Origin of the sequence: Acrocarpospora pleiomorpha, from assembly GCF_009687885.1 — a bacterium.
GTDB lineage: Bacteria > Actinomycetota > Actinomycetes > Streptosporangiales > Streptosporangiaceae > Acrocarpospora > Acrocarpospora pleiomorpha.
In genome coordinates, this window is record NZ_BLAF01000081.1 from 71,813 (window position 1) to 86,647 (window position 14,835).

Consider the following 14,835-nt stretch of genomic DNA (forward strand, 5'->3'; position numbering starts at 1 on the left):
ACAAGCCTGGTCGCGTGCCACTTGCCCACCGCAGGAGAGGTCATACAGGCCCGGCCTCGCCGGGAATGTAGGGTCGCCAAGCATGACCACCGACCTGGAAGAGTTGGCCGTGCGGCTGCGGGAATTCGTGCGGTCGCGGGACTGGGAGCAGTTTCACACGCCCAAGAATCTGGCCATGGCTCTGTCCGGAGAGGCGGGAGAACTGCTCGCCGAGTTCCAATGGCTCACCCCGGCCGAATCCCAGAACCTCGACAGCCCCACGCTCGCCCGCGTGCGCGCCGAACTCGGCGACGTGACGCTCTACCTGATCCGTCTGGCCGACGTGCTCGGCGTGGACCTGGTCGAGGCCGCCCACGCCAAACTGGACGAGAACGCCCGCCGCTACGATCCCGAGCGTTATCGCGGTTCCGCCAGGAAGGCGCCCCCGCTACCCTCGTGATGACCATGTGATGCGGCCCGACGGGCTTCCGCCTAGCGGATAGGCCCCCACCCGCACGAGTCTTCTCGTGCTGCCTGGGGGAAGTCCGTGACGGCGTTGCGGCTGTCTGTCGAGAACCTGCTCGCGTCACCGAACGAGGCCGCCCTGGCGGCGGCGATCGCGGAACATTTGCGAATGACCACCGGGCGTGGCCCGTCTCCGGCGGAGGTCAGATCCTGGCAGCGGAGCCTGCCCGCGCTCGCGCGCGACCTGGCCGACGCGGGCTTGGACAAGGTCGAGATGCTGGTGGAATACAAACTTCCGCTGACCAGCAGGCGCGCCGACGTGGTCCTGGCGGGAGTCCACCCGCGCACGGGCGCGGATTCGTACGTGGTGGTGGAACTGAAGCAGTGGAGCCGCGCCGAGCCATCCGAACTGGGCGAGCACCTGGTCATCGTGGAAGGCGTCCCCGGCGGCGAGAAGCTCAATCCAGCCGAGCAGGTCCGCCGCTACTGCGAATACATGCGTGACTTCCTCGGCGTCTTCAAAGACCGACCGGATGCCCTGCACGGCGCCGCCTACCTGCACAACGCCATGGACCTCGACATCGACGGCCTGGCCGATCAGGTACGCGACGAGCACAGCCGCCTCTTCACCAAACAACGCCGCGGCGACTTCCTGCGATACCTGTCCGAGCGCTTATCCGAAAAATCCGGCGCCGACGCCGCGGACCGCCTGCTGCACAGTGTCGTGGCGCCCAGCAAGCAACTCATGACGTACGCGGCGAAAGAGATCCGCGAACGCGAGCAGTTCACCCTGCTGGACGAGCAGCAGGTCGCGTTCGAACTGGTGACACGCGCCGTCACCAGAGCCCGCAGATCCGACACCAAACAGGTCGTCGTGGTCACCGGCGGCCCCGGCAGCGGCAAAAGCGTCATCGCCCTGTCCCTGCTGGGCGAGTCACACCGGCAGGGCCGCACCGCGTTGCACGCCACCGGCTCCCAGTCCTTCACCCAGACATTGCGCCGCTACCCCGGCCGGGGCAGCACCCGCATCAAGAACCTTTTCGCCTATTTCAACAGCTTCACCGACGCCGAACCCAACAGCCTGGAGGTGCTGATCTGCGACGAAGCCCACCGAATCCGCGAGACCTCCACCAACCGTTTCACCCCCGCCGCGAAACGAAACGGCCGCAGCCAGCTCGACGAACTCCTGTCCGCGGCGCGCGTCCCCGTCTTCCTGCTCGACCAGCACCAGGTGGTACGGCCCGGCGAACTCGGCACCGTCGAGCGAATCGAGACCGTCGCCAGGGCCAAGGGCTACGACGTGCACCACGTCTCCCTCGACGAGCAGTTCCGCTGCGGCGGCAGCCGGAAGTACGAACAATGGGTGCTGCGCCTGCTCGGCCTGGCCGACGGCGGACCGGAGACCTGGGACGGCGACGACGGCTTCGAGGTGCGCCTGGCCGGTTCCCCGCACGAACTGGAAGCCGCCCTCCGCACCAAACCCGGCACGGCCAGGATGACCGCCGGCTACTGCTGGCCCTGGAGCGACCCCCGCTCCGACGACACCCTCGTCGACGACGTGAACATCGGCGACTGGGCCCGCCCCTGGAACGTCAAGAAGGACCGCGCCGTCGGCGACGCGCCCCCCAGCATGCTGTGGGCGAGCGACCCCGGCGGTTTCGGCCAGGTCGGCTGCGTCTACACGGCCCAAGGTTTCGAGTACGACTGGAACGGCGTCATCCTCGGCCCCGACCTCACGATCAGGGACGGACGCCTGGCCACGGTACGCGAGGCGAACAGGGACCCCGCCTTCAAGAGCCGCCGCTCCGTCCCCGACACCGAGTTCGACCAGCTCGTCCGCAACGTCTACAAGGTCCTCCTGACCAGAGGCATGCGCGGAACCCTGCTCTACGCGGTGGATCCCGATCTGCAGAACCACCTGTCCACGATCATCGACGCCGAGCCTCGGTGACGAATTCGCGGATGAGGTCAGGGTCCTTCCGGCCCTCGCGTTCGACCCCGCTGGACACGTCCACTCCCCACGGTCGCGCTTCGGAGATGGCCCGGGACACATTCCGCGAGTCAAGGCCACCCGCCAGCATCCACTTGCCCGAAGGTCGGCCGCGAATGGCTCCCCAGTTCCAGGGCTCGCCGGACCCAGGCTTGGGAGCGTCCACGATCAGCAGTTCTTCGTCGAACGCGCCACACCGCAGATCGGCGTCCGCGGCCACCGCACGCACCAGGGTGAGACCTTTGAGCGCGATGAAGTCGCTGTGCGGGTGATTCCCATGCAGTTGTACGGCCCGCACTCCCGCCTCAACCGCCACCGCCCGCACGATCTCCGGCGCTTCGCCCGCGAAGACCCCGACCGTGAGCACATGCGGCGGAACCGCCTCCCCAAGAGCCCTGGCCTCGGCCGCAGTGACCTGACGCTTGCTCGTGGTCAGCACGAACCCGATCGCGTCGGCGCCCGCTTCGACGGCGGCGGTCACATGGGCGGGTTCCCGCAGGCCACAGATCTTCACGTACACGGCTCAGAACCCTAGTCAGTCCGGGGAGCACATGCGTAAGCCGGACATCACCGCTTGAAGGGCGTCGGCGAGGGCGCGGGTCTGGGCGGGGGAGAGGCTGTCGAAGACGAGGCGGCGGACGTCCTCGACGTGTTCGGGGGCGATCTTCTCGACCAGGCAGCGGCCGCTGGGGGTGATCTCGGCGATGGTCACCCGGCCGTCGTCGAGGCAGGGGCGCACGGTGACCAGGCCGCGGTCGCGGAGCTTGTTCATGCGGTGGCTGAGGCGGCTCTGCGACATGTTGAGCATCGAGGCCAGGTCGCTCAGCCGGAAGGAACGTTCGGTGAGGGCGGCGAGCAGGCCGTACTCGATGTGGACGAGGCCGTGGCGGCGCTGGGCGCGTTCGAGTTCGGGCAGCGCGAGCATGGCGAAGGCGAGAAGGCCCTGCCATGCCCGTTGCTCTGTTTCGTCCAGCCATCCGCCCCGAGGTTCCACATCAGAAAGCGTACGTACCGAACCTTCCCCACGCGACGACGGCGGCGAGGGCGAGGAGGACCAGATTGATGACGATCGCCGGGGGTTCCTTGCGGCGCAGGTGGGTGAGGGCGGCGCCGATCATGACGATGACGAGGCCGGTGGCGGCGAGGGGGGTGAGGATCGGCAGGATGCCGGTGACGGCGGGCAGGATGAGGCCGATCGCGGCCAGCAGTTCGAGACCGCCGATCGTCTTGATGGCACCGGGGGAGAAGTCCTCGGTCCACGGCAATCCCGCCTTGAGTTTCTCCTTGGGCTGGGTGATCTTCATGACTCCGGCCCCACCGAAGAGGGCGGCGAGCAGGCCCTGCAGGACCCACAGGAATACGTTCACATTAGGCTCCCTTGAAACTTGACGCTTCAAGCTATCGAACGTTACTTGAAGCCTCAAGAACTTGAGGGGAAGGATGCGCAGGCGTTACGCCACAATCGCGTCAGTCCGTCCGGAAGGACAGCCCATGCCGGCTGAGCGCCTCCCGCAGCATGCCCATGGCCTTCGGCCCCATCCCATGCAGCCGCAGAAGCTCAGCCTCGGTGACATCGGCAAGCTGCTCAAGATTCGTATAGCCGGCGCCGGCCAACGCCCGCCGCGCGGGCGCACCGACCTTCGGCAGGTCGGTTGCGTTTTTCCTGGCCAGGACGAAGAGGACGGGCATGTCGCAGATGGTTGGATCGTCGTGGAGTTCGGCCATTCGGGCCAGGAAGCGGGGCTCCGCCGCCGGAGCCTTCGGGTGGAGGGGAGTGGCCGCGAAGCCGCGCCACAGATCGGCGGCGGCCGCCGGCGGCCGGTGCACCATGCCGTCGACGAAACGATCGACGCGGAATCCGGCTTGTTCGCACGCGGCCCGGCTGGCGTCTTCACTGCCCAGCTCCGCCATCGGGTCGGTCATCGCCACGCCCACCTCGGCCGCGCATTCGCGAAACACCCGGGAGGCGGCCGGGAAACCTTCGCGCATAGCCGAATACGCGAGTATCCCGCCTGGCCGGAGCACCTGATGCCACGCGGCGAGCGCGCGGGCGGCATCCAGGTAGAGAACGCTCGACGAGCACAGCACCGCGTCGAAGGATCCGGGAGCGAACTCCCGCAAATCCGTAGCGTCCGCCTTCTGGTAGCGGATGTTGGGTAACCCCGACTTCGCCAGCAGGGCTTCGGCCTCCCGGAGCATGCCCGCGGAGATGTCCACGCCGACCACCTCGCCGGCCGGGCCGATCGCCCGGGCGGCGGCGAGCGCGGCCAGCCCGGTGCCCGTGGCGGCGTCCAGAACCGAGATCCCCGGCGGCAACTCCGCCAGCTCCACCAATCGCTCGGCATATTCGACATGCCAGCTCAAATCGCCATATGTGCTGGCGCGCTGGTCGAAGTACGTCTCGTTGAGAGTCATGAGTCTCAGAATGTCGGAAAGATCGGGATCCGGTGCAAGCTGACCTCCAGGACGGTTGCCGTCGCCTTGGGTTCCTCGGTGAAGTAGAACTCGGCGGTCACGTCACAGCAGTATGGAGCGCCCGGCACCTCCACCCGATAAACCCGGGTATGCGGGCTGTCCCAATGCACCCGAGGCGGCACGAACCCCACCCCCAGCAACGCGTCCAGATCGGCCCGGATCAGCGACGTGGACGCCGGCTGGATCTTCACGTACGCGAACCGCCCGGCCCGGCCGCTGATCAGCAGCTCGGCGGCCCCGGGCGGCGGCGGCTCCACCGCGACCTCGCCCCGGCGCGGCACCAGCTCGCCCAGCAACCCGAGCGACCCCGCCACCAGCACGGGATCGTCCATGCTCAACCGGCAGAGCGTCTGCGCCCACGACAGCAGCAGCCCGGCGTCCAGCGGCACCCCCGACCGCCGCCGCCCCCGGGCCTCCGCCAGCTCCACCAGATGCCGCGGCACCGGCGGCCGGGCCCACGCGGCCGGCCAGTCCTCCAGGTCGAGATGCTCGTGCCCGTTCACGATCAGCGTGTACAGCGGCTCCGCCGGGAAGTCGTTGACCCGGATCAGCAGCGCGTCCGCACCGGCGGACGCCTGGTACGGAAACTCGCCGTCCCCGGTGTGCGCCCACCCGATCGCCGTCGCCGTGTAGTCACGCGGCGACCTGCCCTCGACCAGCGCGGCCAGCTGCCCCAGCAGTTCCTCCGGCGCGCACCACGCCTCCTGGTCGCCCAGGCTGACCCGCAGCCGGTTGCCCAGCCGATCGAAGGAGAGCTCCTGGAACCCGATGTCGTGCCCGGCCCTGATCCGGGTGATCACGTCGTGCACGCCCGTGCTGTCCAGCCAGCCGTGCTCGATGGCGCTGACCACGTGGTTCCAGCAGTCGCGAAGCCCGGGATCCACGGGCCGGACACGCCGGGCCGCGGCCAGGAGTTGGGGGTCGAGGTCTGGCATGGGGTGGATCCTTTCGACGACCGGCCGCCCGCTCATCTCAACGGACGGCCAGTCGCCGCGGGCTCACGACACCGGATCGGTGACAAGGATGTCGAGAGTGGTGGTGGCGGTGGAAGCGGGGAGGCCGGCCGTGCCGATGAGGGCAACGGTAGACGACTCGCCGTGTGCGGCGTAGTGGTCAGGTCGATCGCGGCTGGCCGAAACCCGCGATCAAGCAGGTCAGGTCATCCGCGCCGGTCAGGCTGACCTGAGCGATACCCGACACCGGCACGTCGATCATGCGCCCCCAGGACCCGGTCCCCGACTGCACCATGATCGTGCCCAGCGTCTCGTTCCGACCGTCCCGCGTGGTCATCCGGACCGTGTACGGCCCGCCGGTCGTGCCGTACTGCACGGTAATGAAGATCCACGAGGGCTTGCCCTGGTACGCGAAGATCCGTCCGGCGGTGCTGCCATCCGGGGCGGCGAAGGTCTTGGCCGTCATGTAACGCCCGTTGGCGGCCTCCAGCGTACGGCGATAGCTGTCGGCCATCCGGCGGTCGTCGGCGGTGAGCTGCCACATCCCGACCCCGCCCAGCGCCACCGCCACCACGAGCGCCGCCGCCAGCCGCAGCCTGCCCCGCCAGCGCCGGCGCGGCGGGTTCAGCGCGGCCAGCACCTTCAGCTCGAACCCCGGCGGCGGCTCCACCTCGGGCGCCAGCGGCAGCAGCTCGTCCACCACGAACGCGGCCGCCTCGAGCTCGCGGTGGCAGTCGGTGCAGGTGGCCAGATGCCTGAGGGCGCGGGCCCGCTCGTCGCCCGCGGCCACCCCGGCGGCGAGCTCGGGGATCAGCTCCCGGACGGCCGCGCACTCCGGTGTCTCAGTCATCGCTCACCCCCAGCTCGTGCCGCAGTTTCGCCAGGCCTCTCCTGATCCGGGTCTTGACGGTGCCGAGCGGGATGCCCTCCCGGTCGGCTATCTCCTTAGCGGTCAATCCGTAAAATACTGACATCACGATGGGGCGGCTCTGTTCCAAGGGCAGCGCCTGTAATCCGGCGCGGAGCTGGTCGGATCCATACGGATCGGTCTCGAAGGGATCCTCGGCCGCGACGGGCTGGAGCGCCCGCAGCAGCGGTTCGGGGTCGGCGCGGTGTTTGTGGCGCAGCCGGATGGCGTCCACGGCCAGATTACGGGTGATCGTGAGCAGCCACGTCGCCACCCGCCCCCGCCGGGGATCGTAGGTCGCGGCATGCCGCCACACCCGGACGAACGCCTCCTGCGCCACCTCCTCGGCCAGGCCGGTATCGCCCACCACGCTCAGCGCCAGCCCGAACACCCGGGCCTGAAACCTCCGGACGAAGGCCGCGGCGGCCTCCGCGTCGCCCGAAGCCATCCCCGCGACGAGAGATTCATCCGACAGTGCCACACGCCTACGACGAATCCCGAAGCCAACCGGTTCAGTGAATCTTTTACGGATTTTTCTCCGTATTACCGGGCGTGGAGGCCAATGTGAACGTGCGGGACTTCGAGGCTGCGGCGAAAGCCGTCCTCGACCCCGTGCATTTCGACTACTTCGCGTCCGGTGCGCAGGACGAACTCACCGTACGGGCCAACGAGGCGGCATTCCGGCGCCTCGCCCTGGTGCCCCGGATCCTGCGCGGCCACAAACCCCCTCGTCTCGGCCGCACCGTGCTCGGCAGCCAGGCCTCCATGCCGATCATGATCGCGCCCACGGCCTTCCACCGTCTCGCCCACCCCGACGGTGAGCGGGCCAGCGTCAGGGCCGCGGCCGAGGCGGGGGTCATCATGATCGCCGCCATGCTCGCCACCGTGGCGATCGAGGACATGGCCGACGAGGCCCGCAAGGTCGCCGAAGAACCCGTCCTCTGGTTCCAGCTCTACCTCCAGCCCGACCTGGGCTTCACCGAGGCGATCGTCCGCCGCGCCGAAGCGGCCGGCTGTACGGCCCTGGTCGTCACGGTCGACTCCCCGGCCCTGGGCCGCAACGAGCGCGGCGACCGCAACGACTTCCACGACCTGCCGCCCGGCATCCGCTGCGAGAACCTCCGCGAGTCCGGCGGCAGCGTGCGCGGCGTGGTGCTCTCCCCGGAGATCTCCTGGCGGCACCTCGACTGGCTGCGCGGCATCACCAGGCTGCCGATCGTGCTCAAAGGCGTGCTGCACCCGGCCGACGCCGAGCTCGCCCAGCGCCGCGGCATCGACGCGATCATCGTGTCCAACCACGGCGGACGGCAGCTGGACGGCACCCCGCCCGCCGTCGACCGGCTGCGGGTGATCGCGGACGTGGTCGGCGGCGAGCTCCCGCTGCTGGTCGACGGCGGCATCCGGCGCGGCACCGACGTGGTCAAGACGCTCGCCCTCGGCGCGACCGCCGCCGCGATCGGCCGCCCCGTGCTGTGGGGTCTGGCCGCGGGCGGCGAGGACGGTGTCGCCCGGGTGCTCGACCTGCTCCGAATCGAGCTGCTCAACGCGCTCACGTTATGCGGCTGCGACTCGGTCGAGTCGGTGCCGCGCGATCTCGTCATCCAAGGAGCCATGTGAAGATCATCGGAGCCGGTGTCGGCCGGACCGGGACGCTCTCGCTCAAGTCGGCGCTGGAGGTGCTCGGCCTCGGGCCCTGCTTCCACGGCCGCCACGTGCTCGACCACCCGGAACGGCTCCCCCTGTGGGAAGCGGCGTCCGAGGGACGGCCGGTCGACTGGACGGCCGTGTTCCGCGGCTACCGCTCCACCGTGGACTGGCCCGGCGCGGCCTACTGGCGCGAACTGCGCGCCGCCTTCCCGGACGCGAAGATCATCCTCACCGTCCGCGACCCCGCCGGCTGGTACGAAAGCGTCAACCGCACCATCTACCCCATGTTCGGCAGCGGCGCCGACCCCCGCGCCCAGCACGCCCTGCGCGTCGTGCCCGGACTCGACGTGTTCACCGCCTTCCACCGGCGCATGATCTGGGACGGCTTCTTCGACGGCAGGTTCGCCGACCGCGACCACGCCGTCGCCGTCTACCAGGAGCACAACGCGGCCGTCATGCGTGAGGTCGCCGCCGACCGGTTGCTGGTCATCCAGCCAGGCGACGGCTGGCAGCCGCTGTGCGACTTCCTCGGGCTGCCGGTGCCGGTCGAACCGTACCCGCATCTCAACGACCCCGACCGGTTCTGGGGGCGGGTGGCGGCGCGGATGGCGGAAGCGCTCCAGGAGGGCTGATGCTGCCGCTCATCGGGCTGCTGGTGGTGGCGAGCCTGCCGTACTGGGTGCCGGGAGCGGTGGTCGCCCTGCGGATGTGGATCTTCGCCAGGATCAACGGCGAGGAAGGCATCCAGGTCCCCGGGGAACTCGTCCCCGTCGAGCGGTTCCGCCAGGTCTACGCCGATCCGGCCGCCAACGGCCGGAGCCGCGGCGCCGCCCTCTCCGACCTGTTCTGGTACTGGCTGTCGCCCGGCGCCGAAATCCACCAGGAACACCTGGAACCCGGCGAACGCTACGACGAGGTCGCCCGCGCCACGCGCCGCTTCCTCTCCCTGCCCACCGCCGACGTCACCGCCCTCGCCGTCCGCTGCGCCGGCCGCGCCCAGATCCGCCGCTCGGTACGGCTACGCGACCTGATGATGCCCGTCTGGGCGGAATTCTTCTACGAACTGGTCTTCGCCGAACGCTGCCCCCGCCACGCCCGCGACCTGATCGTCGCCAACGCCGACGACGTGGTCACCGCGCTCAAATTCTGCGGCCTGCGCCACATGGACCGCCGCCACCGCCTCACCGAATACCTGGAAACCCGCCTCGACGACGTACGGCATCCGCTCCCCGCCGGCCTCACCCGCCACGAGCAGGCCCTCTACCTGCAGGGCACGTTCTTCAACACGGCCGTCGTGCAGCAGTCGGAGGCGTCCGCGCACATTCTCATGTCCCTGGCCAGGCACCCCCACGGCGACCTTTCCCACATCATCGAGGAGACCTTCCGGCTCTACCCGCTGTTCGGCATCGCCCACCGCGTCACCTCCGCCGACATCACGGTCGACGAGACCACGGTGCTGCCCGCCGGTTCCGTGCTCTGCTTCAACTACCCGGCCTTCCACCGGGCCGGATTCGAGCGACCCGACGAGTTCGACCCCAGCCGGTGGGAACACCTGTCGGTCAAGCAGGCCAACCACATCCCGTACGGGATCGCCGCCAACCGCCCCTGCCCCGCCTGGCGGCTCTCCCCGATCGCCCTCCGCGCGGCGACCGCCGAACTGCTCCGGCGCCACAGCTTCCACAGCACGGCCGCCCACACCCGCTCGCTGCCCAACCGCGGCCCCTGCCTCGTGCTGCCGCGCGGCTCCCGGCCATCCCCGCTCGCCCTGGCGTTCATCAGGGTCAGGGATCGCTGGGAGGACGTCGGGCGCGGGCTCGTCCAGCTCTGCCTGGGCACCTACATGGTCTGGGACGCCCGGCGGGAGCGGCTGTGCGAGCGCCACTTCGCCGCCAGCGGCCACAGCAGGCCGACCCCGGCGAGCAGCAGCAGCGAGGTCACGATCCACTCGTTGGAACCTCCCGGGCCGTAGACGTAGGCGCGGCGGCCGATGTCGATCGCGGGCACGCGCTGGCCCTGGGTGAGGGTGGCGCTGCCGTACAGGTAGACGTCGCGGTTTTCGCCGTCGGCCGTGAACGTGCCGTACCAGGAGCAGGCCTCGTGGCCGAGGTGAGAGACACACCGGGAGAATCCCGCGGTGAATGTGCCCTGGACGCCCTCCCCCTGGGCCGCCCGCAGGGCCGGGCCGATGGCCGGCACGGCCAGCGCCAGCAGGAGCACCGCCGCCGTGGTCGCCACGGCGACGGTGAACCCCGACGGCCCGCTCAGGCGCGCGCGCACGTGCAGACGGCGTCGTCGGACGGCTTACGGTGCAGGATCACCGCCACCACCATCGGGATGAAGACCAGCGTGTTGTAGAACAGGTGCAGCTCGACCCGGGGCACGATCAGCTGCACGATGCTGGTCGGCACGGGCTTGCCCGCCAGGAACAGCCCCGACTGCGCCTGGAAGAGCAGAAGCAGGTGCTCCAGGTGATGCCAGACCTGGATGCCGAGCGAGATGTTCCACCACGTTCGAGCCGTTCCCGTGAACCCCTTGCGAAGCACGATCAGACCGACGAGCATGATCAACGCGTACCCGTAGTGCAGCGCCTCGGACTTGATCACCCACGGGAAGAACTGGCCCAGCACGCCGCGCGATTCGGGGACCGGCCAGCCCAGACCCCAGATCTGGATGGCCTGGACGATGTGCTCGGCCCAGTGGGCGATGACGATGAACAGGAAGACATTGAGCGCTGTACGGTGACCCCCCGCGTTGAGGGACTGCCACCTACCCCTACGGATCGGAATAGCCGTCATCGGCGTCTCCTTGGTAATTGTCTACCTTGGCACTCTGTTGTACGGGAAATAGGTGGCCTTGAGATTCCCCGGCGTGGCTTGAATCCCGTGACTTTCCCGTGCCGTATTACCGACGACCCCTCAGGAGGAGATCGATGTTCCCGGCCCCCGTACTTGACGCGCTGCGGATATCGCCGAGCCGTACCGCCATCGAGCACGAGGGGCGCGAGATCACCCGCGGTGACCTGCTCACCGCCGTCGCCCGCATCGCCACCGGACTACGCGCCGCGGGTCTCGGCCCCGGCAAGGGCGTCGCCCTCATGACCACCACCAACCCCGACGCCTACGCCGCCCACCTGGCCGCCCACGCCCTCGGCTGCCGCGTCGCCGCCTTCCGCCCCCGCTGGAGCGGCGACCAGATCGCCCACGCCCTCGGCTACCAGTTCGACGCCCTCATCGTCGACCCCGGCACCCACGCCCCTTACCTGAAACTCCCGAGCCCCGACCCCGGCACCCGCTCCGGGGACCTGCGTGTTCCGGTCTTAGACACCGCCACACTGCTCACCCACCCCGCCGACCCGCTCACCCTCGACGCCCGCCCCGGCGACATCGCCCGGCTTACCTTCACCAGCGGCAGCACCGGCCAGCCCAAAGGCTGCGCGCAGACCTACCGCGCCTTCAGCCTCGCCTACCAACGCGACGACTGGCCCCCGCAGCTGGCCTCGTTGATGACCCACTTCCAGCGCTGCCTCGTCCACGAGAGCCTCGCCAGCCCCGTCATGATGACCTACTTAGGCCGCTGCCTGGTCACCGGCGGCACCGCCATCATGACCAGTGGAGACCTCACCCCTGACCTCATCGAACGCCACCGCGTCACCGCCACCATGATGCCCCCGCCCCGCCTGCACGTCCTGCTCGCCACCCTCCACCAGCGCCCCGCCGACCTCTCCACCCTGCGCGCCGTCGTCCTCGGCGGCTCCCCCGCCGACCCCGGCCTCCTCACCGCCGCCATCGACCGCCTCGGCCCCATCATCTGGCAGGGCTACGGCCAGGCGGAAGGCGGCGTCATCTCCATGCTCACCCCCACCGACATCGCCACCTGCCCCGACGCCCTCACCACAGTGGGCCGCCCCCTCCCCACCGTCGAGCTAAGCGTCCGCAACTATGACGATCGTCCCGCCACCCCCGGCGAAATCTGGGTCCGGAGCCCCCACATGATGACTGGTTACTGGAACGACCCCGACCAGACCGCCGAGGTCCTGCAAAACGGCTGGCTCCACACCCGCGACATCGGCTACATCGGCCCCGACGGCCTCCTCCGCCTGACCGGCCGCAGCCGCGACGTCATCCTCGTCAACGCCGAAGTCTGCTACCCCACCGCCATCGAGCGCGTCCTCACCACCCACCCCTCCGTCTCCGCCGCCTACGTCACCAGCACCCCCGACCCCACCACCGGCGAGGCCATCCACGCCTTCGTCGTCCCCACCCCCGACCACCAAATAGACAACGAAGCCCTTCTATCCCTCATCCAGTCATCCCTGAGCAAAGCGCACACCCCCAAGACGATCAACGTCCTCACATCCGTCCCCATCACCCCCGCCGGCAAGCCCGACAAGCGCGCTCTCGTCACCTTGATTCCCCTCCTCAGCCCTTGATTCATCGTTCCCAGCCGACATGAGGCTGGGCTCATCGGCCGGAGGGTTGAGCGGCCCCCGCAGGAGCGGGAGCCGTAGACAAAGATCTGCGCACGCTGCACGCCGTGGACCCCTCGGCCTCTGGCACCTCCCCCAGGCCCTCGACCTGCTGTACCCACACCTCCGCCCGCCGCCCCTGGGAAGAACTTCTCGGCGGCTAACCCCCAGGGAAGGCTTCGGGTACCCCGGGGTTCCATGTTGGTGGTCTGGCGTACCACTAGATGCTGTCTGATTACGCTTTGGGGCGGGAGGCGCTGTGGCCGAGTTCATGGGGATGGATCCAGCCGGGGTGCAGGCGTTGATCCGGCGGCTGGAGGCCGGGAAGAGCGTGCTGGCGGGGGTGCGGCCGGGGTTGGAGGCCGCGATCGCCGAGGCGGGCGCGGATTGGGCCGGTGCGGGCGGGATCACGGCGATGCATCGGGCGTGGGCGTTCTTTCATGACTCGCAGGCGGACCTGCGGTGGCGGCTGCAGGTGCTCACCCAGGTGTTGCCGGAGGGTTCACCCGCGTTGACGACGGTACGGGTGCCGTTCACCAGCCAGGAGCAGGCGGCCACGGCAGGAGCCCAGGCGGGGAGGGCGCTGGCCGATGCGCTGGCCGTCCACCTGGCCGAGGGAACGCCGGGGGCATGGGCGGGAGTGGAGGCGGCGCTGACCGCCGCCGGAACCACCGACACGCGCGATCCGGCTTATGCGTCGGCGTTGCTGGCCGCGCTGGGAACTCCCGGCAAGTTGCGGACCATCTTCGGGCGATGGATGGAGGCCCACGCCGCCGGACGGAGCCGCGGCCTGACCCCGGAGGAACTGGGCAAGGCGCAGTCGTCGCTGGGGGCGTTGGCGGTGGCCTTCGCCGCCGCCGAGAGCTCCGCACGCCTGCCTGCGGGATGGCGAGAGGATGCGCTGACCCGCGCCAATCCGGCCACCTTGTCAGCGATGGTGGCGCTGGCCCGCCCGTCCAGCGGCTTCCTGAACGACGTCGCGGCTGGCCAGTTCAGTTCACCCACCGCCGGGTTCGCGCCCGCTTTCCCGGATCCGGACTGGAACACCGTCTGGGTGGTCGGCGCCTACACCGGTAACCCGGAGGCACTGCAGAGGCTGCTGGCCGACCATAAGCAGGTGGCCGGGCAGTTGCTCGACCCTGATCTGGTCAAGGGGACCGGCACACCCGGCTTCGACGACCTGCTCGCCATGGTCCTGGGCCGCGCGCTGGACCCGGGCACGGGTTCGGCCGCGACGCGGGAGCGGGCTTGGATCAACGTGATCGACGGGGTCGGTTATGACGGTACGGAGAAGGCGGCCGGCCATTACGCCACCTTCGAGAATTCGCCGCTCAACCAGGTCCTCGCCAAGAACTTGACCCCGTATTTGGGCGAGCTGGCGCGCGGCCAGGTCCATGCCGATTCGCCGGGGCTGGGGTTGGCGCCCTCCGGCCCGTGGACGGGCCTGCACGAGGACGTAGCCGCCCGTTTCATCGGCGCGCTCATGCAAGACCAAGCCACAGCCACGATGTTGCAGGCTGATTTCCAGGCGTATGTGCGGAATCTGGACATCGGCCAGGCGCATCCGTTCAGTTCCGATCCGGCCGAGCGGGCCGAGTACACCCGACTCAGCGCGGAGGCGGGCGGGCTGTCGAATCTGCTGCTGGACGGCTCGGCCTACGCGGAGTTCAACGATGATGAATTCATCGACATGGTCGCCGACGCGGCGTTGTTGCCGGTGAACTACACCACCGCCCGGATCTTCAAGGACGCCACCCCGCTCGGCAGCGCCGCGATCGACCACCAGAGCAGTGACACCAAGGACACCTTGGCTGGCATCCTCAAAGACCACCTTGATGAACTGACCCCCGAAACGGCCGGAGTGGTCGCGGACAGACTCGTAGACGCTGAGATGCAAATGCTGTTCGACTCGCTTAACCGGCACGGTCAGCCGTCGCTCACGAATGAAGACGCT

At 69.3% G+C, this 14,835-nt stretch carries 15 protein-coding genes; 7 read left to right on the forward strand and 8 right to left on the reverse strand.

Annotated features, from left to right (window positions below; all coding sequences use genetic code 11):
• Positions 1-82 precede the first annotated feature (82 nt).
• Entirely contained in the window at positions 83-439 is a 357-nt protein-coding gene (locus Aple_RS45210) for a nucleotide pyrophosphohydrolase (protein ID WP_155350960.1), read from the forward strand.
• Positions 440-526: 87 nt separating this feature from the next.
• Positions 527-2,395: a DUF2075 domain-containing protein gene (locus tag Aple_RS45215; RefSeq protein ID WP_246265313.1), complete on the forward strand. Its 1,869-nt coding sequence runs from the start codon at positions 527-529 to the stop codon at positions 2,393-2,395.
• Here the strand turns inward: Aple_RS45215 and Aple_RS45220 are convergent.
• The 7 genes from Aple_RS45220 to Aple_RS45250 all read right to left on the reverse strand — a co-directional run bounded on the left by Aple_RS45220 (position 2,373) and on the right by Aple_RS45250 (position 7,217).
• Complete coding sequence (locus Aple_RS45220; protein WP_155350961.1) at positions 2,373-2,954, reverse strand: phosphoribosylanthranilate isomerase; 582 nt, start codon at positions 2,952-2,954, stop codon at positions 2,373-2,375. The genes Aple_RS45215 and Aple_RS45220 overlap by 23 nt on opposite strands.
• Before the next feature lie 15 nt (positions 2,955-2,969).
• Positions 2,970-3,428, reverse strand: coding sequence for a MarR family winged helix-turn-helix transcriptional regulator (locus tag Aple_RS45225; RefSeq protein ID WP_155350962.1), 459 nt, complete (start codon positions 3,426-3,428; stop codon positions 2,970-2,972).
• Between the two features lies 1 nt (position 3,429).
• Positions 3,430-3,801: a DoxX family protein gene (locus Aple_RS45230; RefSeq protein WP_155350963.1), complete on the reverse strand. Its 372-nt coding sequence runs from the start codon at positions 3,799-3,801 to the stop codon at positions 3,430-3,432.
• Positions 3,802-3,901: 100 nt separating this feature from the next.
• Complete coding sequence (locus tag Aple_RS55210) at positions 3,902-4,849, reverse strand: methyltransferase domain-containing protein (protein ID WP_155350964.1); 948 nt, start codon at positions 4,847-4,849, stop codon at positions 3,902-3,904.
• Between the two features lie 5 nt (positions 4,850-4,854).
• Positions 4,855-5,844 carry a hypothetical protein gene (locus Aple_RS45240; RefSeq protein ID WP_155350965.1) on the reverse strand — a complete coding sequence of 330 codons (990 nt, stop codon included), beginning with the start codon at positions 5,842-5,844 and terminating at the stop codon, positions 4,855-4,857.
• 178 nt (positions 5,845-6,022) lie between these two features.
• Complete coding sequence (locus tag Aple_RS45245; protein ID WP_155350966.1) at positions 6,023-6,712, reverse strand: zf-HC2 domain-containing protein; 690 nt, start codon at positions 6,710-6,712, stop codon at positions 6,023-6,025.
• Positions 6,705-7,217, reverse strand: a complete 513-nt coding sequence (locus Aple_RS45250; protein ID WP_155350967.1) for an RNA polymerase sigma factor — start codon at positions 7,215-7,217, stop codon at positions 6,705-6,707. The genes Aple_RS45245 and Aple_RS45250 overlap by 8 nt, the downstream gene beginning before the upstream one ends.
• 116 nt (positions 7,218-7,333) lie before the next feature.
• On the opposite strand from Aple_RS45250, the gene Aple_RS45255 reads away from it, so the two are divergent.
• The 3 genes from Aple_RS45255 to Aple_RS45265 are packed head-to-tail and all read left to right on the forward strand — an operon-like array spanning position 7,334 to position 10,385.
• A complete protein-coding gene (locus tag Aple_RS45255; protein WP_218038839.1) occupies positions 7,334-8,386 on the forward strand; it encodes an alpha-hydroxy acid oxidase in 1,053 nt (350 codons plus the stop codon).
• The gene (locus tag Aple_RS45260; RefSeq protein WP_155350969.1) at positions 8,383-9,048 is read left to right on the forward strand and encodes a sulfotransferase family protein; all 666 of its coding nucleotides are present in this window, start codon (positions 8,383-8,385) and stop codon (positions 9,046-9,048) included. The genes Aple_RS45255 and Aple_RS45260 overlap by 4 nt, the downstream gene beginning before the upstream one ends.
• Complete coding sequence (locus Aple_RS45265; protein WP_155350970.1) at positions 9,048-10,385, forward strand: cytochrome P450; 1,338 nt, start codon at positions 9,048-9,050, stop codon at positions 10,383-10,385. Before Aple_RS45260 ends, Aple_RS45265 begins: the two co-directional genes overlap by 1 nt.
• A gap of 292 nt (positions 10,386-10,677) precedes the next feature.
• On the opposite strand, the gene Aple_RS45270 is transcribed toward Aple_RS45265, so the two are convergent.
• The gene (locus Aple_RS45270; RefSeq protein ID WP_155350971.1) at positions 10,678-11,211 is read right to left on the reverse strand and encodes a hypothetical protein; all 534 of its coding nucleotides are present in this window, start codon (positions 11,209-11,211) and stop codon (positions 10,678-10,680) included.
• A gap of 134 nt (positions 11,212-11,345) precedes the next feature.
• On the opposite strand from Aple_RS45270, the gene Aple_RS45275 reads away from it, so the two are divergent.
• The gene (locus Aple_RS45275; protein ID WP_155350972.1) at positions 11,346-12,845 is read left to right on the forward strand and encodes a class I adenylate-forming enzyme family protein; all 1,500 of its coding nucleotides are present in this window, start codon (positions 11,346-11,348) and stop codon (positions 12,843-12,845) included.
• Between the two features lie 295 nt (positions 12,846-13,140).
• Positions 13,141-14,835: hypothetical protein (locus Aple_RS45280; RefSeq protein ID WP_155350973.1), on the forward strand; the 1,695-nt coding region annotated here is incomplete at its 3' end.